The sequence below is a fragment of the Streptomyces sp. HUAS ZL42 genome (assembly GCF_040782645.1).
GTDB lineage: Bacteria > Actinomycetota > Actinomycetes > Streptomycetales > Streptomycetaceae > Streptomyces.
In genome coordinates this window covers 3,182,849-3,199,439 of the sequence record NZ_CP160403.1, presented here as the reverse complement: position 1 = coordinate 3,199,439, position 16,591 = coordinate 3,182,849, and the positions used below count along the sequence as shown (strand labels likewise).

Genomic DNA, 16,591 nt, shown 5'->3' with positions numbered 1-16,591 from the left:
ACATGTTCCGCCCCTCGGCCGCGCACGGGCGTTACCGTCGGATCATGAGCATTCGAGCCGTGGTCTGGGACGTCGACGACACTCTCTTCGACTACAGCACGGCAGACCGCGTAGGCATGGGGCAGTACCTCCTGGCCGAGGGCCTGCTCGACGGATACGAGACCGTGGAGCAGGCCGTCGCGTACTGGCGGGAGATCACCGACCGGCAGTGGGCGCGCTTCTCGGCCGGCGAGATCTCCTTCGAGGGGCAGCGCCGCGACCGCGTACGGATGTTCCTGGGGCTGGACCTCACCGACGGCGAGGCAGACGACTGGTTCCGCCGTTACATGCGTCACTACGAGGCCGCCTGGGCCCTCTTCCCGGACGTCCTGCCCGTCCTGGACACCCTGGCCACCAGCCACCGCCACGCCGTGCTGTCCAACTCCAGCCTTCACGTCCAGGACCGCAAACTGCGCGTGCTCGGTGTGCACGACCGCTTCGAGGCCATCCTGTGCGCCGCGGAACTCGGCATCTCCAAACCGGAGGCCGGCGCCTTCCACGCGGCCTGCGAGGCCCTGGGGCTGGCCCCGCACCAAGTGGCGTACGTCGGCGACCACCCGGAGATCGACGGGCGGGGCGCGGCGGACGCCGGACTGCTGTCGGTGTGGATCGACCGGGACGGTGTGTACGCCGGGGCCGGCGCACCCGCCGGTCCGCACCGGATCGCCTCCCTCGCCGAACTCCCCGCGCTCCTCGGCGCCGATACCCGTTTTGGAGCCCCGTCCACCTTCGGGTAATGTTCTTCCTGCGCCGCCGGGGAGCGGGCCGAGAGGCCGGGATCCGGAGGAGCGAACTAGAACAAGATCCCCGCAGGGGCTTGCGTTCCAGTGGCCTATGGTGTAATTGGCAGCACGACTGATTCTGGTTCAGTTAGTCTTGGTTCGAGTCCAGGTAGGCCAGCTCGCAGACGCTTTGAATGAAAACACAGCATCTGCAAAGCCCCCGTTGTGTAGCGGCCTAGCACGCTGCCCTCTCAAGGCAGTAGCGCCGGTTCGAATCCGGTCGGGGGTACTGGTTCCGATCTTCTCGGGATCGCTAGGGCCCCCGTTGTGTAGCGGCCTAGCACGCCGCCCTCTCAAGGCGGTAGCGCCGGTTCGAATCCGGTCGGGGGTACTGACTGGTCTAAACCACATTGGTCTATGGTGTAATTGGCAGCACGACTGATTCTGGTTCAGTTAGTCTTGGTTCGAGTCCAGGTAGACCAGCTCGGGCCTGCGGAAACGCAGAGTCCACGCCCCCGTTGTGTAGCGGCCTAGCACGCCGCCCTCTCAAGGCGGTAGCGCCGGTTCGAATCCGGTCGGGGGTACACAGGCGCAAGGCCCTCCACTTCGGTGGGGGGCCTTCCGCATTTCCCGTTCACTCGAAGCCGTACCTCCGCGCCGACTCCTCCTCCTGCGCCAGCCGGTGCAGAGCCTGCAGCACCGGCTCCACGAAAATCGCCCCCGCGACCGCCGTCTCGACCTTCTCCGCCTCCGACGGACGGGTCTCCACGAAGTCCAGGTCGAGGACGGCCGCCTGATGCATCAACCGGCCGTAGGACGCGATCAGTTCGGGATCCCAGTCGTATCCGAGCCGCCGGAACGTGGCCACCGCCACCACCAGTGAGCGGTAGGCCGGCGAGATGGTGACCAGGGCCTGGGCGTTCGACCAGCCCAGTGTCCGGAGCAGTTGCTCGACCTCGCGGTGAGCGGCCCGGACGAACTCGTCCTCCGCGTCCGGCTCGGGAACCTGCGGCAGCGCCCACAGGGCCGCGCCGAGGCGGATCGTGCGGCCCAGGGAATCGTCGTCGACGTGCCCCAGCACCTCCCGCACCGTCGCCACCGGGATCCGGCCGACCTGGATCATCGCGCGCACCAGCCGTAGCCGGCGCAGATGGCTCTCGTCGTACGCGGCCGTGGTCGCGTTGATCCGGCGGCCCGGGGTCAACAGCCCTTCCCGCAGGTAGTACTTGATCGTCGCGATGGACACCCCGCTGCGCTCGCTCAGTTCCGCCAGCCGCATGTCTTGCGCCCTTCTTTGGGGAGTGCCACTATCCAAGCATCGCAGACATGGATAGTGCCGCTATCCGATAACGGGGAGCCAGGGGGTCACCATGTTCGCGAAGCCGGTGTCGGGCCGCACCACCGCGGATGCCGAAGGCGAAGTGGTGGTCCTGCTGATCGGCATGCGTGTCAACCACTTCTGGGCCGTGCACCAGTGGCTGCCGGTCATGCCGGCGATGTTCCGCATGCTCGCGGAACTCGCGCGGGACGGCGACCGGGGGCTGCTGGGGCGGGTCCTGCTCACGGCCTCGCCGAGGACGTACTACGTCGTCCAGTACTGGGAGTCCAAGGAGTAGCTCTACGCGTACGCGAGTTCGCCCGACATGTTCCACCACAAGGTGTGGGCGATCATCAACCGCAAGGAGCGGGCCGGGAAGACGCGCGGCCACGTGGGGATCTGGCACGAGGCGTATGTGGTGCCCGAGGGGTCGTACGAGTCGATCTACGCCGACATGCCGCCCTTCGGTCTCGCGGCCGCGCACGGGCAGGCGCCCCTCGCGAGGCGGGGCCGTTACGCGAAGGACCGGTACGCGTACCGGTCGGCGAAGGCGGCCCGAGAAGCCGGGTGACGGGGGAACGAGGGACGGGGAGGGCCTGCCGCGGCGTTGAGGCCGGCCCTCCCCGGCGACGTTTCCGAAGGTCAGCCCGAGCGGCGCAGGGCCTCGGAGAGGCGGGCGGCCGCGTCGATGACCGCCTGGGCGTGCATACGGCCCGGGTGGCGCGTCAGGCGCTCGATGGGGCCCGATACCGACACGGCGGCCACCACACGGTTGGAGGGGCCGCGTACGGGCGCGGAGACGGACGCCACGCCCGGCTCGCGCTCGCCGATGGACTGGGCCCAGCCCCTGCGCCGTACGCCCGACAGGGCCGTCGCCGTGAAGCGGGCGCCCTGCAGGCCCCGGTGCAGGCGCTCCGGCTCCTCCCAGGCCATCAGGATCTGGGCCGAGGAGCCCGCCTTCATCGTGAGGGTCGAGCCGACCGGCACCGTGTCCCGAAGGCCGGACAGGCGTTCCGCCGCGGCGACGCAGATGCGCATGTCGCCCTGGCGGCGGTAGAGCTGCGCGCTCTCGCCCGTGACGTCACGGAGGTGGGTGAGCACCGGGCCGGCGGTCGCGAGCAGGCGGTCCTCGCCCGCAGCCGCGGCCAGCTCCGCCAGGCGCGGGCCGAGAATGAAACGGCCCTGCATGTCACGTGCCACCATGCGGTGGTGTTCCAGAGCCACGGCCAGCCGGTGGGCCGTGGGTCGTGCCAGTCCGGTGGCCGTGACCAGGCCCGCGAGGGTGGCCGGACCGGACTCCAGAGCGCTCAGGACAAGGGCTGCCTTGTCCAGAACGCCGACGCCGCTACTGTTGTCCATGAAACGATACTCGCGTCTCACTCTGTGAAACGCAAGTTCAATTTTCCGTGGAACGCGCCACCCTGGAAGAGCACGAAATCACAGCGGCCCGTGAAACCGAGGGCCTGGCGGCGGACGCCCGGACATGGGGCGCGGGCAGCCGCTTCCTCAAGATCTCTAGTTGGGCCGGTGGACGCTTGCCGGCCGGAGGGAAAGCGATGGGTAGGACACTCGCGGAGAAGGTCTGGGACGACCATGTCGTCCGGCGCGCCGAAGGCGAGCCCGACCTCCTCTTCATCGATCTGCACCTGCTGCACGAGGTGACCAGCCCGCAGGCCTTCGACGGCCTCCGCAAGAGCGGGCGGAAGGTGCGTCGTCTCGACCTCACCATCGCCACCGAGGACCACAACACCCCCACCCTCGACATCGACAAGCCCATCGCGGACCCGGTCTCCCGTGTCCAGCTGGAGACGCTGCGCAAGAACGCCGCCGAGTTCGGTGTGCGCCTGCACCCGCTCGGTGACGTCGAGCAGGGCGTCGTCCACGTCGTGGGACCGCAGCTGGGTCTGACCCAGCCGGGCATGACCGTCGTCTGCGGTGACTCGCACACCTCCACGCACGGTGCCTTCGGCGCCCTGGCGTTCGGCATCGGCACCTCCCAGGTCGAGCACGTGCTGGCCACCCAGACCCTGCCCTTGGCCCGCCCGAAGACCATGGCCATCACGGTCGACGGCGAGCTGCCCGAGGGAGTCACCGCCAAGGACCTGATCCTGGCGATCATCGCCAGGATCGGTACGGGCGGCGGCCAGGGCTACGTCCTGGAGTACCGGGGCTCCGCCATCGAGAAACTCTCGATGGAGGCCCGGATGACCATCTGCAACATGTCGATCGAGGCCGGCGCCCGCGCGGGCATGATCGCCCCCGACGAGACCACCTTCGAGTACCTCAAGGGCCGCCCGCACGCCCCCGAGGGCGAGGACTGGGACGCGGCCGTCGCGTACTGGAAGACGCTGAAGACGGACGAGGACGCCGAGTTCGACGCCGAGGTCGTCATCGACGCCGCCGCACTGTCGCCGTTCGTCACCTGGGGCACCAACCCGGGCCAGGGCGCGCCGCTTTCGGCGTCCGTCCCCGACCCCGCTTCGTACGAAGACGCTTCGGAGCGCCTCGCCGCCGAAAAGGCCCTGGAGTACATGGGGTTGGAGGCCGGCCAGCCGCTGCGCTCCATCAACGTGGACACCGTCTTCGTAGGCTCCTGCACCAACGGCCGCATCGAGGACCTGCGCGCCGCCGCCGAACTCCTCAAGGGCCGCAAAGTCGCCGACGGCGTACGGATGCTGGTCGTCCCGGGTTCCGCGCGGGTGGGCCTGCAGGCCGTCTCCGAGGGCCTGGACGTCGTCTTCAAGGAGGCCGGCGCCGAGTGGCGGCACGCGGGCTGCTCCATGTGCCTGGGCATGAACCCCGACCAGCTGGCCCCCGGTGAGCGCTCCGCGTCCACCTCCAACCGCAACTTCGAGGGCCGGCAGGGCAAGGGCGGTCGTACGCACCTGGTCTCGCCGCAGGTCGCGGCGGCCACCGCGGTCCTGGGCCACCTGGCCTCGCCGGCCGACCTGTCCGACGCCGAGACCCGTACGCCCGCTGGAGTCTGAGAGTCATGGAAGCATTCACCAAGCACACCGGCCGGGCCGTCCCGCTGCGTCGCAGCAACGTCGACACCGACCAGATCATCCCTGCTCACTGGCTCAAGAAGGTGACCCGGGACGGGTTCGAGGACGGGCTGTTCGAGGCCTGGCGCAAGGACCCGGAGTTCGTGCTCAACCGACCCGAGCGAGAGGGTGCCACGGTCCTGGTCGCCGGCCCCGACTTCGGCACCGGCTCCTCCCGTGAGCACGCCGTCTGGGCGCTGCAGAACTACGGCTTCAAGGCCGTGATCTCCTCGCGCTTCGCCGACATCTTCCGCGGCAACTCGCTCAAGAACGGCCTGCTCACGGTGGTGCTCGAGCAGAAGATCGTGGACGCGCTGTGGGAGCTCACGGAGAAGGACCCGACAGCTGAGGTCACTGTGGACCTTGAGGCGCGTGAGGTGCGTGCCGAGGGCATCACCGCCTCCTTCGAGCTGGACGAGAACTCCCGCTGGAGGCTGCTGAACGGCCTCGACGACATCTCCATCACCCTCCAGAACGAGGCCGACATCGCCGCGTACGAGGCCAAGCGCCCGTCGTACAAGCCGCGGACCCTCCAGGTCTGAACCTTCGGACCCCGAAACGGGTCCAGTTTCGGCCACCGGAACCCCCCGCTGTACCCCCGATCGGCCCGATCGGGGGTACAGCCGTGTCTGCACCCGAACGGCCCCGGCGCGCCGCCTGGCCGCACCTCAACTTCCCACGTTACGAAGGTGGTTACCGGGGTACGCGGCTGATATGGACGCGGCTCCCGCGGGTTCCCGGAAGGCCGTTTGCGGCGGCAGTTGCCCCCTGCGCAGGCGACAACTCGCCCCAGATGGCACAATCTGTGCATGGAACACGACGGCCAACTCGAGCTCTATACGGCGGTCGCGAGCCAACTGAAGGAAGCGCACTCAAGGGTGCGCGCACTGCAAGTCCCGGAGGGCGTACGGATGGCGCTGACCCGGAAGCTGCTGGTCATTACGGCCGCGGCCAAGCACGATCTCGCCGATGCGACAAGGCGTCTGGAGCGGTTCATGGCGGACCTGGACGAGGGGCGAATCCCCGACGAGGAACGCTGAACAGGACAAGAGGGCCGAGTCTGCTGCGGCACAAGGGTGATAAGCCCGTTTCGTGTTTGATTTGCGGTATATATCTGCCTAACGTGCGAAAAGCTTGAACACTTTCGTTCTGGCGATGTCTCCGAAGGGGAAGACGTGAACAAGGCGCAGCTCGTAGAAGCGATTGCCGACAAGATGGGTGGCCGCCAGCAGGCCGCCGATGCTGTCGACCAGGTACTGGACGCCATCGTCCGCGCTGTCGTCGCGGGTGAGAGGGTCTCGGTCACAGGCTTCGGTTCGTTCGAGAAGGTCGACCGGCCGGCCCGTTACGCCCGCAACCCCCAGACGGGCGAGCGGGTTCGGGTCAAGAAGACCTCCGTTCCGCGCTTCCGCGCGGGCCAGGGCTTCAAGGACCTGGTGAGCGGGTCGAAGAAGCTGCCGCGCGGTGGCGAGGTCGCCGTCAAGAAGGCGCCCAAGGGCAGCCTGACGGGCGGTGCCGCGGCGACGGTCAAGAAGGCCGCCGCGAAGAAGACCACCAAGGCGGCCGCGAAGAAGACCACGGCAAGGAAGGCGGCGCCGGCGAAGAAGACCACCGCCGCCGCGAAGAAGACCACGGCGAAGAAGACGACCGCCAAGAAGACCACGGCGGCCGCCAAGAAGACGACCGCGGCGAAGAAGACCACCGCCAAGAAGGCGACGGCCAAGAAGGCCCCGGCGAAGAAGGCGACGGCCAAGAAGGCCCCCGCCAAGAAGTCGACCGCGCGCAAGACGACCGCCAAGAAGACCACCGCCCGCTAGCGGACGGCGGTCACAGGGGCACTCACGCGCCGGGCCGGACTCCCTCGGGAGCCCGGCCCGCGGCGTGTCCGGGCACCTTCAGAGCGTCTGCAGCGTCACCAAGGTGATCCGGCGGGCGTCGCCCTCGCCCTCCACCTCGATCCGCACCCGCTGGCCGGGACGCAGCAGCCGCAGCCCGCCCGCGTCGAACGCCGGCGCGTCGAAGGGCACGGGGGTGCCGTCGTCCAGCAGCACCTGCCCGCTGCGGCTTTCGGGGTCGTACGTGTATGCGGTCGCCTGCATGGCGGCCACCCTACTGCTCCGGTATCAGCAGGCGCGTGGTCGCCGCCGCCGTCCACGGGCCCACGCCCAGGGCCAGTGCGGCGCGCAGGTCCTCGCCGGTGTCCACGTCCTGGCGTACGGAATCCACCTCGTCGAGACACAGTTCCGCGGCGCCGGACGCGCGATGGCGGGCACGGGAATCCCCGCCGAATGCCGGGCGCAATTCCCGGCCCGGCGCGGCGGCCAGGAGAGTGGTGCCGATCGCGGCCGCGTCCGGGAGAAAAGCGCGCGGGAATTCCGCCGCGGCGTCCAGCACCCGGGTCAATTCCAGCGGGCGCAGGGCCGGCAGATCGGCGTTCAGGGCCGCCACCGGAGTGCCGGGACGTGATCGCCGTACGGCCGCCGTCCCGTGCGCCAGGGCGGCGTTCAGGCCGCCCCGCGGCTCGTCGGGGACGATTCGGGCCCCCAGCGCCGCCAGCTCGCGGCCGGCCAGGCCGTCGTCCGTGACGACTGCCACATCCGCGACCGCCGGGCAGGCCAGCGCGGCCGCCACGGTGTCCTGGGCGAAGGCCAGGGCCAGACCCGGGCGCAGCCCGTCGGCGGCGGTGCCCGAGAGCCTGCTCTTGGCCCGCGCCAGGGGCTTCAGGGGGATGACCAAGGTCCACTGCACCGGCGTACCGTCCCTCTCTTGTCGCGGTCATTGTCACCCGGGCCAGCTGGCGGCACGGATGTCGGGGCGTACGGTGTTCTCGACAGACAGGCGGCCTGGAGCGACACTTGTGCGGCCCCCCAGGCCCTAGAGGAAGGTGTCCGCGTGCCCCGCCGCAGAATCGGCTTCTGGTACCGCTTCGCCGCGGTGCTCTGCAAACCGCCGCTGGTGGTTCTGATCAAGCGGGACTGGCGTGGAATGGAGAACATTCCGGCCGAGGGCGGATTTATCACCGCGGTGAACCACAATTCCCACATCGATCCCTTCGCGTACGCGCACTATCAGTACAACACCGGACGGGTTCCGCGATTCCTGGCGAAGAGCGGGCTTTTCAAGAAGGGATTCGTCGGCGCCGCGATGCGCGGCACCGGACAGATCCCGGTCTACCGCGAGAGCACGGACGCGCTCAGCGCCTTCCGGGCCGCGATCGACGCCGTGGAGCGCGGCGAGTGCGTCGCCTTCTACCCGGAGGGCACCCTCACCCGCGACCCCAACGGCTGGCCCATGACGGGCAAGACGGGTGCGGCGCGCGTCGCCCTGCAGACCAAGTGCCCGGTGATCCCGGTCGCCCAGTGGGGCTGCAACGAACTGCTGCCGCCGTACGCGAAGAAGCCCGACCTGCTGCCGCGCAAGACCCACCACGTGCTCGCCGGCCCGCCCGTGGACCTCTCGCGCTTCTACGACAGGGAGATGACCCAGGAGCTCCTCAAGGAGGCCACCGAGGTCATCATGGCCGCGATCACCCGCCAGCTGGAGGAGATCCGCGGCGAGAAGGCCCCTGCGGCGGCGTACGACCCGCGCCGGGAGCGGATCGAGCAGCGGCGCCGGACACAGGCGCAGACACAGGGCACGGGCGTGCGGGAACCGGTCCAGGAACCGGTGCAGGGTTCGGCGCAGGAAGAGGGGCAGGGCACGTGAGCAAGCCGGTCAAGGCGGCCGTCTTCGGTACCGGATCGTGGGGCACCGCCTTCGGCATGGTGCTGGCCGACGCCGGATGCGACGTCGTCCTGTGGGGCCGCAGGCCCGACCTCGCCGAGGCGGTCAACTCCACGCGGACCAACCCCGACTACCTCCCCGGCGTCGAACTCCCGGAGAACCTGCGGGCCACGACCGACGCCGCCGATGCCGCCCGCGACGCCGACTTCACGATACTCGCGATCCCCTCGCAGACCCTGCGCGGCAACCTCGCCGAGTGGACGCCGTTGCTCGCCCGGAACACTGTCCTCGTCTCCCTGATGAAGGGCGTCGAACTCGGTACGACGATGCGGATGAGCGAGGTGATCGAGGACGTCGCCAAGGTCGGCCCGGACCGGGTCGCCGTGGTCACCGGCCCCAACCTCGCCCGCGAGATCGCCGCCCGCATGCCGGCCGCGTCCGTGGTCGCGTGCACCGACGAGGCGGTCGCCCAGCGGATCCAGGCCGCCTCCCACACGCCGTACTTCCGCCCGTACACCAACACGGACGTCGTCGGCTGCGAACTCGGCGGCGCGGTCAAGAACGTCATCGGCCTCGCCGTCGGCATCGCGGACGGCATGGGCCTCGGCGACAACGCCAAGGGCTCGCTCATCACGCGCGGCCTCGCCGAGACGACCCGACTGGGCCTGGCGATGGGCGCGGACCCCCTCACCTTCTCCGGACTCGCGGGCCTGGGCGACCTGGTGGCGACCTGCTCCTCACCGCTGTCCCGCAACCACACCTTCGGCACCAACCTCGGCAAGGGCATGACCCTGCAGGAGACCATCGCGGTCACCAAGCAGACCGCCGAGGGCGTCAAGTCCTGTGAGTCCGTGCTGGATCTGGCCCGCCGGCACGGCGTCGACATGCCCATCACGGAGACGGTCGTGGGCATCGTGCACGAGGGCAAGCCTCCCGTGGTGGCGCTGAAGGAACTGATGTCGCGCAGCGCGAAGTCCGAACGACGCTGAGCAACCCCGGCCGGGGCACGCTGTCTCAGGGCCCTACCTACGGGTACTCTCAACGCGATATGAGCACCGAGAACCTCCCCCAGAGCCCTGAGCAGCCGTCCCGCAAGCCGCGCGTGGCCGTCGTGTTCGGCGGCCGCAGCTCCGAACACGGGATCTCCGTGGTCACCGCCGGCGCCGTCCTCAAGGCCATCGACCGGAGCAAGTACGAGGTCCTGCCGATCGGCATTACCCGGGAAGGGCGCTGGGCACTCACCGCCGACGAACCCGAGCGCATGGCGATCACCGACCGCCGTACGCCCGACGTCGAGGAGCTCGCCGAGTCGCGGGAGGGCGGCGTGGTGCTCCCCGTCGACCCCGCGAGCCGCGAAGTCGTCTACAGCGAGCCGGGATCGGTGCCCAAGGCGCTCGGCGAGGTCGACGTGGTCTTTCCGGTCCTGCACGGCCCGTACGGCGAGGACGGCACCCTGCAGGGCCTCCTGGAGCTCTCCGGCGTCCCGTACGTGGGCGCGGGTGTGCTCGCCTCGGCCGTCGGCCAGGACAAGGAGTACATGAAGCGGGTGTTCACCTCCTTCGGGCTCAAGGTCGGGCCGTACGTGGTGATCCGGCCGCGCGAGTGGGCGCAGGACGAGTCCGCCGCCCGCAAGAAGATCGTCGACTTCGCCGGCGAGCACGGCTGGCCGCTGTTCGTGAAGCCCGCGCGCGCGGGCTCCTCGATCGGCATCACCAAGGTCGACGACCTCTCCGGGCTCGACGAGGCCATCGCCGAGGCGCAGCGCCACGACCCGAAGATCCTCGTCGAGGCCGCGGTGCGCGGCCGCGAGATCGAGTGCGGCGTCCTCGAGTTCGAGGACGGCCCGCGCGCCTCCGTCCCCGCCGAGATCCCGCCGCCGGACGCGCACGCGTACTACGACTTCGAGGCGAAGTACATCGACTCGACGCCGGGGATCGTGCCGGCGCCCCTGACGCCGGAGCAGACGGCTCAGGTGCAGCGGCTCGCGGTCGACGCCTTCGAGGCGGCCTCCTGCGAGGGGCTCGTGCGCGCGGACTTCTTCCTCACGGAGGCGGGCGAGTTCGTGATCAACGAGATCAACACGATGCCGGGGTTCACACCGATCTCGATGTACCCGCAGATGTGGCAGGCGAGCGGGATCAGCTATCCGGAGCTGGTCGACAGGCTGGTGCAGGCGGCGTTGCGGCGCTCCACCGGCCTGAGGTGAACGGCCGTACCGTCTAGTCGGCGATCCCCTCGGGGATCGCCTTCTTCACGGCCGGCGCCAGGTCGACCAGCGGCGCCAGTCCGTTTCCCGCGCGGTCCTTCGGGATGGTCACCTCGACGTACGCCTTGCGCAGCGTCGTCGTGAGGCGGAACGAGCCGTCGTCCTGTTTCTCCAGCAGCCACCCGATCCCGTTGACCTCGACTCCGTCGGCCTCCGGGTCGCTCATCTTCTCGGGCCGGTCCACGCCGCACCGCAGTATGATCGCCGGGTCGCCCCAGCCCGCGGTCAGCGCGGACGAGGGTTCGGGATCCCGGCGACCCTGACCGTCGACCTTGGCCGGCAACGCCTCGTCCAGGCTCTCGCACAGCTCGGCGACCTTCGCGCCCGGAGCGGGAACCGCCACCGACGCACTGTCGTCTGCTGATGAGCAGCCCGCCGCGGCGATCAACAGAGCGAGCGCGGGCAGTCCGAAAGGCCGGTGACGGAGGAAGATTCGCACCGGCCAAGGGTAGACGGGGGCTACAGATGGACCACCGGGCAGGTCAGAGTACGGGTGATGCCGTCCACCTGCTGGACTTTCGCGACCACCAGGCGACCGAGGTCGTCGACCGTCTCGGCCTGGGCGCGGACGATGACGTCGTACGGTCCTGTCACGTCCTCGGCCTGGATGACTCCAGGGATCTTGCTGATCGTTTCGGCGACGGTCGACGCCTTGCCGACCTCCGTCTGGATCAGGATGTACGCCTGTACCACGGAACCTCCAGGGCGGCCACGAGGATCATGTGGGGAAAAGGAACGCCACGGTATCGCGTCGCCGCTCGCCGCGGGGAGACCTGCGGGGCCCGGGGCTTGCGCGCCGGGGTGCCGGCACGAGAGAAGTTGACGGTCACCTCGACCGTATCGAGGACACTGGTCACGCGCGAGCGGGCACGGCAAGGGACAGAAGGGGCGCAAGGGCAATGAAGGGCACTGTTGGTGAGCTCGGGGAGTTCGGGCTCATCAGGGAGCTCACCTCCCGTCTCACCACCACCCCGGCGGTCCGGGTCGGCCCCGGCGACGACGCCGCGGTGGTGTCCGCGCCGGACCGCCGGGTCGTGGCCAGCACCGACATCCTCCTCGAAGGCCGGCACTTCCGCCGCGACTGGTCCACGGCCTACGACGTGGGCCGCAAGGCGGCCGCGCAGAACCTCGCCGACATCGCCGCCATGGGAGCCGTACCGACCGCGCTGCTGCTCGGCCTGGTCGTCCCCGCCGAGCTGCCGGTGACCTGGCCGACCGAGCTGATGGACGGCCTGCGCGACGAATGCCAGGTCGCGGGCGCCTCGGTGGTCGGCGGCGATGTCGTACGGGGCGACACCATCATGGTGTCGATCACCGCGCTCGGCGATCTGCGCAACCAGGAGCCCATCACCCGGGCCGGCGCGCAGCCCGGCGACCTCGTCGCCGTGACCGGCTGGCTGGGCTGGTCCGCCGCCGGGTACGCGGTGCTCTCCCGCGGCTTCCGCTCGCCCCGTGCCTTCGTCGAGGCCCACCGCCGCCCCGAGCCGCCCTACCACGCGGGCCCGGCGGCCGCCGCCCTCGGCGCGACCTCGATGTGCGACGTGAGCGACGGGCTGATCGCCGACCTCGGGCACATCGCGGAGGCCAGCAAGGTCCGCATCGACATCCGTTCCGGCGCGATCGACATTCCCTCGCAGATGAACGACATCGGGCAGGCCGTCGGCGTCGACCCGCTCCAGTGGGTGCTGACTGGGGGAGAGGACCATGCGATCGTGGCGACCTTCCCGCCGGACGTGAAGCTGCCGGCCCGCTGGAAGGTGATCGGCGAGGTGCTCAACCCCTCGGCGCTGCCCCAGGTGACGGTCGACGGGGCGCCGTGGACCAGCAAGGGCGGCTGGGACCACTTCGGGGACATCGAGTCGTGAGCGCCCCGCCGAGGGTACTGACGGTCGCCGGGTCCGACTCGGGCGGCGGCGCCGGTGTTCAGGCCGACCTGAAGACGATGCTCGCGATGGGCGTGCACGGCATGAGCGTGGTCACCGCGGTCACGGCACAGAACTCCCTTGGCGTGCAGGGTGCTTGGGAGCTGCCGGTGGAGGCGGTGCGCGCGCAGTACCGCAGCGTCGTCGACGACATCGGCGTCCAGGCCGTGAAGACCGGCATGCTCGCCTCCGCCGAACTCGTCGAAGCGGTCGCGGAGTTGATCGCGGGCACGGACGCGCCTGCCGTCGTCGACCCGGTGGGCGTCTCCAAGCACGGCGACCCGCTGCTCGCCGCCTCCGCGCTGGACTCCGTGCGCACCAAGCTGCTCCCGGTCGCCACCGTGGCCACCCCGAACCTCGACGAGGTGGCCCAACTGGCCGGTGTCACGGTCGAGTCGGAGGCGGATCTGCGGCGGGCCGCCGAGGCCGTCCTGTCGTACGGGCCCGAGTGGGCGCTCATCAAGGGCGGTCACCTCTCGGGTGAGGCCGTGGACCTGCTGACGGACGGCAGCGAGGAGCACTGGCTGCGCGCGCCCCGCCACGACAACCGGCACACGCACGGCACGGGCTGCACCCTCGCCTCCGCGATCGCGTCGCAGCTGGCGAAGGGGCGGTCCGTGCCGGAGGCGGTGACGGTGGCCAAGGAGTACGTCACCGGGGCGATCGCGGCCGGGTTCGCACTGGGCGGCGGCATCGGGCCCGTGGACCACGGGTGGGCCCTGAGAAGGGATACTCCCGGCGCTTGATGTCGATCGCCGCCTTCTCGGTCGGTCGCTTGAGAAGCCGGCCGACGGGCGCGAGCGGAGCAGCCGGCACATGCGGTCGCGGCTGCGGAGGGTGTCACGTCAACGCCCACCGTCTCCGACGGTGACGCGGGCGAGGGCGTCCGGCACGCCGGCGCCGGAGACGAGGACGTTCAGGTGGCCGCGGTCGGGTGTGTTCGTCATGGGCAGGAGCTTCGGGGCCTGCGCACGCCACCAGCCGTGAGTGCCTGCGCGTCCGGGAGGTCGGGTGGCGAGCGCCGTACGTCCCTCCTGGGTCAGGCGCTCGAAATGTGGAGCTCCACGGAGCCGGGCGGGACGGCGATGCGGCGGCCGACGGGGGTCGCCTGGGCGGCCGTGTGCGGGGCGAGGCGCCTGCGGGGGCGGGAGATCTGGGACTGGGGCGCGTTCGCGGCCCCGGCGGGCGGCTCGGCGCCGTACAGGCCCTCCGTCGATGAGACGGTCCGTGGAGAGCGCACGGCCCGCGCCGGGGATGGCGGAGGGCATTCACCGCAGTCCGGCAGGCGCGAGGATCTTGGGTACAGCAGAAAGCCGGCCCACTCCAGGTGGACCGGCTCTGTGCAGCGAACCAGCTGTGGCCGCGCGCTTAGCTGTGCGTCAGCGCGAGACCTTGCCGGCCTTGATGCACGAGGTGCAAGCGTTCACGCGCTTCGGCGTCCCGCCGACCACGGTACGCACACGCTGGATGTTCGGGTTCCAGCGACGGGACGTACGGCGGTGCGAGTGCGAGATGTTGTTGCCGAAGCCCGGCCCCTTGCCGCAGACGTCGCAGTTGGCAGCCACGGGTCACTCCAAAGACTTCAGATGCACTTACGGTTAATCCCGGCAGGCCGGGATCGAGATCGCAGGATCAGAGATCTGAGTGGCGTTGCCAGGGGAACGGCCCGATCTGGATCGGGCAACCGGAGCAGCATACAACGACTGCGCCAGTGCAACGAAACTACCATGGCTGATCAGGGATCCGCTCCCGGCCCTCTTCCGGCGGACACCGGTCGGGGGTCTACGCTGCGTCCAGTCCAGCAGCTCAGGGAGGCGCAGGTGGCGCAGGTGCCGCAGACATTCTTCGATGCTCTCGCGGTACGCACCTGGTGCGGTCACGCGCTCCAGGCGCTGGGGCTGGCGCGCGAGGAGATCGACGCGATCAACGTGTATCCGGTGGCGGACGGGGACACCGGGACGAACCTGTATCTGACCGTGGAGTCGGCGCTGGCCGCCGTCGAGGCGGTGTTCGAGGGTTCGGAGGACGGGACTTCTCGGGCCGCCGAGCCGTCTCTGGCGGACGCCGCGCGCGCGATGGCGCACGGCGCGCTCATAGGGGCGCGCGGGAACTCCGGGACGATCCTCGCGCAGCTGCTGCGCGGCATGACGCAGGTGCTCGCCGCCGGGACCGAGAGCGCGCACACCGACGGACCGGGACTGCGGCTTGCCCTGCGGCGCGCGGCCGACGCCGCCCGACAGGCCGTCGCCCACCCCGTCGAGGGCACGGTCCTGTCGGTCGCCTCGGCCGCCGCCGACGCGGCCGGGCGAGCGGAGGGCGACTGCGGGACGATCGCGCGGGCGGCCTACGAGGGGGCGTGCCGGGCGCTGGCGGCGACTCCGGGCCAGCTGGCCGTGCTGGGCCGGGCCGGGGTCGTCGACGCGGGCGGTCGGGGGCTGGTGGCGGTCCTCGGGGCGCTGGTGGAGACGTTCACGGGAGAGTCGCCGCGGGTGTCGGTGGGGGCGGTGGCCGCGGTTCACGCGCGCGTGGAGGTCCCCGGGGCCGGCGCGCCGTACGGTGCCGAAGCCGTCGTACCCCCCGCGCGCGTGGAACCCGCCGAAGGGGAAGGCTGCGCCGACGCCGCGGAGGACGGCGGGCCCGCCTTCGAGGTGATCTATCTCCTGGAGGCCGAGGACGCCGCCGTGGCACGGCTGCGGGAGCGTCTCGACGAACTCGGGGACTCGCTCGTCGTGGTCGGCGGGGACGGGCTGTGGAATGTCCACGTGCACGTGGACGACGCGGGCGCGGCCGTGGAGGCCGGCGTCGAGGCCGGGCGGCCGTACCGGATCCGGATCACGCACTTCGCGGTCGGCGACGTGCACACGCAGAGCGGCGAGCGGCCGCGGCGGGAGCGGGCCCAGCGGGCCGTCGTCGCCGTCGTGCCCGGCGAGGGCCTGGCCGGCCTGTACACCGAGGCAGGCGCCACGACCGTCCTCGCGCGCCCCGGCAAGCCGCCCGCGAGCGGGGAACTCGTCGAGGCCGTACGACGCGCCCACGCGCGCGAGATCGTGCTGCTGCCCAACGACGCCGAACTGCGCCACACCGCGGCCGCGGCGGCCGAACAGGCCCGCGCGGAGGGCATCCGCGTGGCCCTGATCCCGACCCGCTCCGCGGTCCAGGGCATCGCGGCGCTCGCCGTGCACGAGCCGGAGCGCCGCTTCGACGAGGACGTCGTCTCGATGACCTCGGCGGCGGGCGCGACTCGCTACGCCGAGGTCGCCGTCGCGGAACGCCAGTCCTGGACCATGGCCGGCATCTGCCAGGCCGGCGACGTCCTCGGCCTCATCGAGGGGGATGTCGCAGTGATCGGGACGGACGTCACCGCCACCGCCGAGACCGTCCTCGACCGCATGCTGGCGGCGGGCGGAGAACTCGTCACCCTCGTGCTCGGTGACGAGGCCCCCGAGTCCATCGCCGAGCGCCTGGAGGCGCGGGTGCGGGCGTACCTCGCCGTCGACACGGTGGTGTACCGGGGCGGGCGGCAAGGAGCGTTGCTGCTGATCGGAGTCGAGTAGCGG

19 protein-coding genes, 5 tRNA genes and 1 pseudogene are annotated in these 16,591 nt (G+C 70.6%); 17 read left to right on the top strand and 8 right to left on the bottom strand.

All coding sequences use genetic code 11. The annotated features are described in order from the left end of the window. The first annotated feature begins 44 nt into the window (after window positions 1–44). From ABZO29_RS14580 to ABZO29_RS14555, 6 genes are all read left to right on the top strand, one after another. Window positions 45–776 (top strand): HAD family hydrolase, encoded by a 732-nt coding sequence (locus tag ABZO29_RS14580; RefSeq protein WP_367320610.1) that lies wholly within the window; start codon window positions 45–47, stop codon window positions 774–776. Window positions 777–867: 91 nt separating this feature from the next. After that, a tRNA-Gln gene (locus ABZO29_RS14575) sits at window positions 868–939 on the top strand. A gap of 38 nt (window positions 940–977) precedes the next feature. Further along, window positions 978–1,050 (top strand) — tRNA-Glu (locus ABZO29_RS14570). 29 nt (window positions 1,051–1,079) lie between these two features. Further along, window positions 1,080–1,152: transfer RNA gene (locus ABZO29_RS14565), tRNA-Glu, on the top strand. Window positions 1,153–1,172: 20 nt separating this feature from the next. Beyond that, a tRNA-Gln gene (locus ABZO29_RS14560) sits at window positions 1,173–1,244 on the top strand. Between the two features lie 28 nt (window positions 1,245–1,272). Further along, window positions 1,273–1,345: transfer RNA gene (locus tag ABZO29_RS14555), tRNA-Glu, on the top strand. Between the two features lie 50 nt (window positions 1,346–1,395). Here the strand turns inward: ABZO29_RS14555 and ABZO29_RS14550 are convergent. Next, window positions 1,396–2,040 carry a MerR family transcriptional regulator gene (locus ABZO29_RS14550; protein ID WP_367320609.1) on the bottom strand — a complete coding sequence of 215 codons (645 nt, stop codon included), beginning with the start codon at window positions 2,038–2,040 and terminating at the stop codon, window positions 1,396–1,398. A gap of 91 nt (window positions 2,041–2,131) precedes the next feature. Here ABZO29_RS14550 and ABZO29_RS14545 point away from each other — a divergent pair. After that, window positions 2,132–2,650: pseudogene (locus ABZO29_RS14545) on the top strand (DUF4188 domain-containing protein). 71 nt (window positions 2,651–2,721) lie between these two features. On the opposite strand, the gene ndgR reads toward ABZO29_RS14545, so the two are convergent. Beyond that, window positions 2,722–3,438, bottom strand: a complete 717-nt coding sequence (ndgR, locus tag ABZO29_RS14540; RefSeq protein WP_110631018.1) for an IclR family transcriptional regulator NdgR — start codon at window positions 3,436–3,438, stop codon at window positions 2,722–2,724. Window positions 3,439–3,635: 197 nt separating this feature from the next. Here ndgR and leuC point away from each other — a divergent pair, with 197 nt between their 5' ends. The 4 genes from leuC to ABZO29_RS14520 all read left to right on the top strand — a co-directional run bounded on the left by leuC (window position 3,636) and on the right by ABZO29_RS14520 (window position 6,940). Then, a complete protein-coding gene (gene leuC, locus ABZO29_RS14535) occupies window positions 3,636–5,066 on the top strand; it encodes a 3-isopropylmalate dehydratase large subunit (protein WP_367320608.1) in 1,431 nt (476 codons plus the stop codon). 5 nt (window positions 5,067–5,071) lie between these two features. Next, window positions 5,072–5,665 (top strand): 3-isopropylmalate dehydratase small subunit, encoded by a 594-nt coding sequence (gene leuD, locus ABZO29_RS14530; RefSeq protein ID WP_367320607.1) that lies wholly within the window; start codon window positions 5,072–5,074, stop codon window positions 5,663–5,665. Window positions 5,666–5,932: 267 nt separating this feature from the next. After that, window positions 5,933–6,163, top strand: a complete 231-nt coding sequence (locus ABZO29_RS14525) for a hypothetical protein (protein WP_367320606.1) — start codon at window positions 5,933–5,935, stop codon at window positions 6,161–6,163. Window positions 6,164–6,298: 135 nt separating this feature from the next. Continuing rightward, on the top strand, window positions 6,299–6,940 hold the full coding sequence (locus ABZO29_RS14520; protein ID WP_367320605.1) for an HU family DNA-binding protein: 642 nt from the start codon (window positions 6,299–6,301) through the stop codon (window positions 6,938–6,940). Window positions 6,941–7,018: 78 nt separating this feature from the next. On the opposite strand, the gene ABZO29_RS14515 is transcribed toward ABZO29_RS14520, so the two are convergent. Together ABZO29_RS14515 and cofC are read right to left on the bottom strand one after the other, a co-directional pair. After that, window positions 7,019–7,222, bottom strand: a complete 204-nt coding sequence (locus ABZO29_RS14515; protein ID WP_367320604.1) for a hypothetical protein — start codon at window positions 7,220–7,222, stop codon at window positions 7,019–7,021. A 10-nt stretch (window positions 7,223–7,232) separates the two neighbouring features. Further along, window positions 7,233–7,871 (bottom strand): 2-phospho-L-lactate guanylyltransferase, encoded by a 639-nt coding sequence (cofC, locus tag ABZO29_RS14510; protein ID WP_367320603.1) that lies wholly within the window; start codon window positions 7,869–7,871, stop codon window positions 7,233–7,235. A gap of 144 nt (window positions 7,872–8,015) precedes the next feature. Between cofC and ABZO29_RS14505 the strand changes: the two genes are divergently transcribed. Genes ABZO29_RS14505 through ABZO29_RS14495 form a run of 3 tightly spaced genes read left to right on the top strand, consistent with a single transcriptional unit; the run spans window position 8,016 to window position 11,052 of the window. Next, window positions 8,016–8,828 (top strand): lysophospholipid acyltransferase family protein, encoded by an 813-nt coding sequence (locus tag ABZO29_RS14505; protein ID WP_367320602.1) that lies wholly within the window; start codon window positions 8,016–8,018, stop codon window positions 8,826–8,828. Then, window positions 8,825–9,835, top strand: coding sequence for an NAD(P)H-dependent glycerol-3-phosphate dehydrogenase (locus ABZO29_RS14500; RefSeq protein ID WP_367320601.1), 1,011 nt, complete (start codon window positions 8,825–8,827; stop codon window positions 9,833–9,835). Before ABZO29_RS14505 ends, ABZO29_RS14500 begins: the two co-directional genes overlap by 4 nt. A gap of 59 nt (window positions 9,836–9,894) precedes the next feature. Beyond that, complete coding sequence (locus tag ABZO29_RS14495; RefSeq protein ID WP_367320600.1) at window positions 9,895–11,052, top strand: D-alanine--D-alanine ligase family protein; 1,158 nt, start codon at window positions 9,895–9,897, stop codon at window positions 11,050–11,052. A gap of 13 nt (window positions 11,053–11,065) precedes the next feature. On the opposite strand, the gene ABZO29_RS14490 is transcribed toward ABZO29_RS14495, so the two are convergent. Together ABZO29_RS14490 and ABZO29_RS14485 are read right to left on the bottom strand one after the other, a co-directional pair. Next, the gene (locus tag ABZO29_RS14490; protein ID WP_367320599.1) at window positions 11,066–11,551 is read right to left on the bottom strand and encodes a DUF3515 domain-containing protein; all 486 of its coding nucleotides are present in this window, start codon (window positions 11,549–11,551) and stop codon (window positions 11,066–11,068) included. Window positions 11,552–11,571: 20 nt separating this feature from the next. After that, the gene (locus tag ABZO29_RS14485; RefSeq protein WP_367320598.1) at window positions 11,572–11,805 is read right to left on the bottom strand and encodes an Lrp/AsnC family transcriptional regulator; all 234 of its coding nucleotides are present in this window, start codon (window positions 11,803–11,805) and stop codon (window positions 11,572–11,574) included. Between the two features lie 206 nt (window positions 11,806–12,011). Here ABZO29_RS14485 and ABZO29_RS14480 point away from each other — a divergent pair, with 206 nt between their 5' ends. Together ABZO29_RS14480 and thiD are read left to right on the top strand one after the other, a co-directional pair. Next, the gene (locus ABZO29_RS14480; RefSeq protein ID WP_367320597.1) at window positions 12,012–12,977 is read left to right on the top strand and encodes a thiamine-phosphate kinase; all 966 of its coding nucleotides are present in this window, start codon (window positions 12,012–12,014) and stop codon (window positions 12,975–12,977) included. Beyond that, window positions 12,974–13,780 carry a bifunctional hydroxymethylpyrimidine kinase/phosphomethylpyrimidine kinase gene (gene thiD / locus ABZO29_RS14475; protein WP_367320596.1) on the top strand — a complete coding sequence of 269 codons (807 nt, stop codon included), beginning with the start codon at window positions 12,974–12,976 and terminating at the stop codon, window positions 13,778–13,780. The genes ABZO29_RS14480 and thiD overlap by 4 nt, the downstream gene beginning before the upstream one ends. Window positions 13,781–14,073: 293 nt before the next feature. On the opposite strand, the gene ABZO29_RS14470 is transcribed toward thiD, so the two are convergent. Together ABZO29_RS14470 and rpmB are read right to left on the bottom strand one after the other, a co-directional pair. Beyond that, a complete protein-coding gene (locus ABZO29_RS14470) occupies window positions 14,074–14,274 on the bottom strand; it encodes a hypothetical protein (protein WP_367320595.1) in 201 nt (66 codons plus the stop codon). Between the two features lie 139 nt (window positions 14,275–14,413). Next, complete coding sequence (gene rpmB / locus ABZO29_RS14465) at window positions 14,414–14,599, bottom strand: 50S ribosomal protein L28 (RefSeq protein WP_003993230.1); 186 nt, start codon at window positions 14,597–14,599, stop codon at window positions 14,414–14,416. Window positions 14,600–14,854: 255 nt separating this feature from the next. Between rpmB and ABZO29_RS14460 the strand changes: the two genes are divergently transcribed. Then, window positions 14,855–16,588, top strand: a complete 1,734-nt coding sequence (locus ABZO29_RS14460) for a DAK2 domain-containing protein (RefSeq protein ID WP_367320594.1) — start codon at window positions 14,855–14,857, stop codon at window positions 16,586–16,588. Window positions 16,589–16,591: the final 3 nt, after the last annotated feature.

Bases quoted from the DNA above. Each gene is read 5' to 3' on its own strand.
- ABZO29_RS14580 (WP_367320610.1), top strand. From the start codon at position 45: ATGAGCATTCGAGCCGTGGTCTGGGACGTCGACGACACTCTCTTCGAC.
- ABZO29_RS14550 (WP_367320609.1), bottom strand. From the start codon at position 2,040: ATGCGGCTGGCGGAACTGAGCGAGCGCAGCGGGGTGTCCATCGCGACG.
- ndgR (WP_110631018.1), bottom strand. From the start codon at position 3,438: ATGGACAACAGTAGCGGCGTCGGCGTTCTGGACAAGGCAGCCCTTGTC.
- leuC (WP_367320608.1), top strand. From the start codon at position 3,636: ATGGGTAGGACACTCGCGGAGAAGGTCTGGGACGACCATGTCGTCCGG.
- leuD (WP_367320607.1), top strand. From the start codon at position 5,072: ATGGAAGCATTCACCAAGCACACCGGCCGGGCCGTCCCGCTGCGTCGC.
- ABZO29_RS14525 (WP_367320606.1), top strand. From the start codon at position 5,933: ATGGAACACGACGGCCAACTCGAGCTCTATACGGCGGTCGCGAGCCAA.
- ABZO29_RS14515 (WP_367320604.1), bottom strand. From the start codon at position 7,222: ATGCAGGCGACCGCATACACGTACGACCCCGAAAGCCGCAGCGGGCAG.
- ABZO29_RS14495 (WP_367320600.1), top strand. From the start codon at position 9,895: ATGAGCACCGAGAACCTCCCCCAGAGCCCTGAGCAGCCGTCCCGCAAG.
- ABZO29_RS14480 (WP_367320597.1), top strand. From the start codon at position 12,012: ATGAAGGGCACTGTTGGTGAGCTCGGGGAGTTCGGGCTCATCAGGGAG.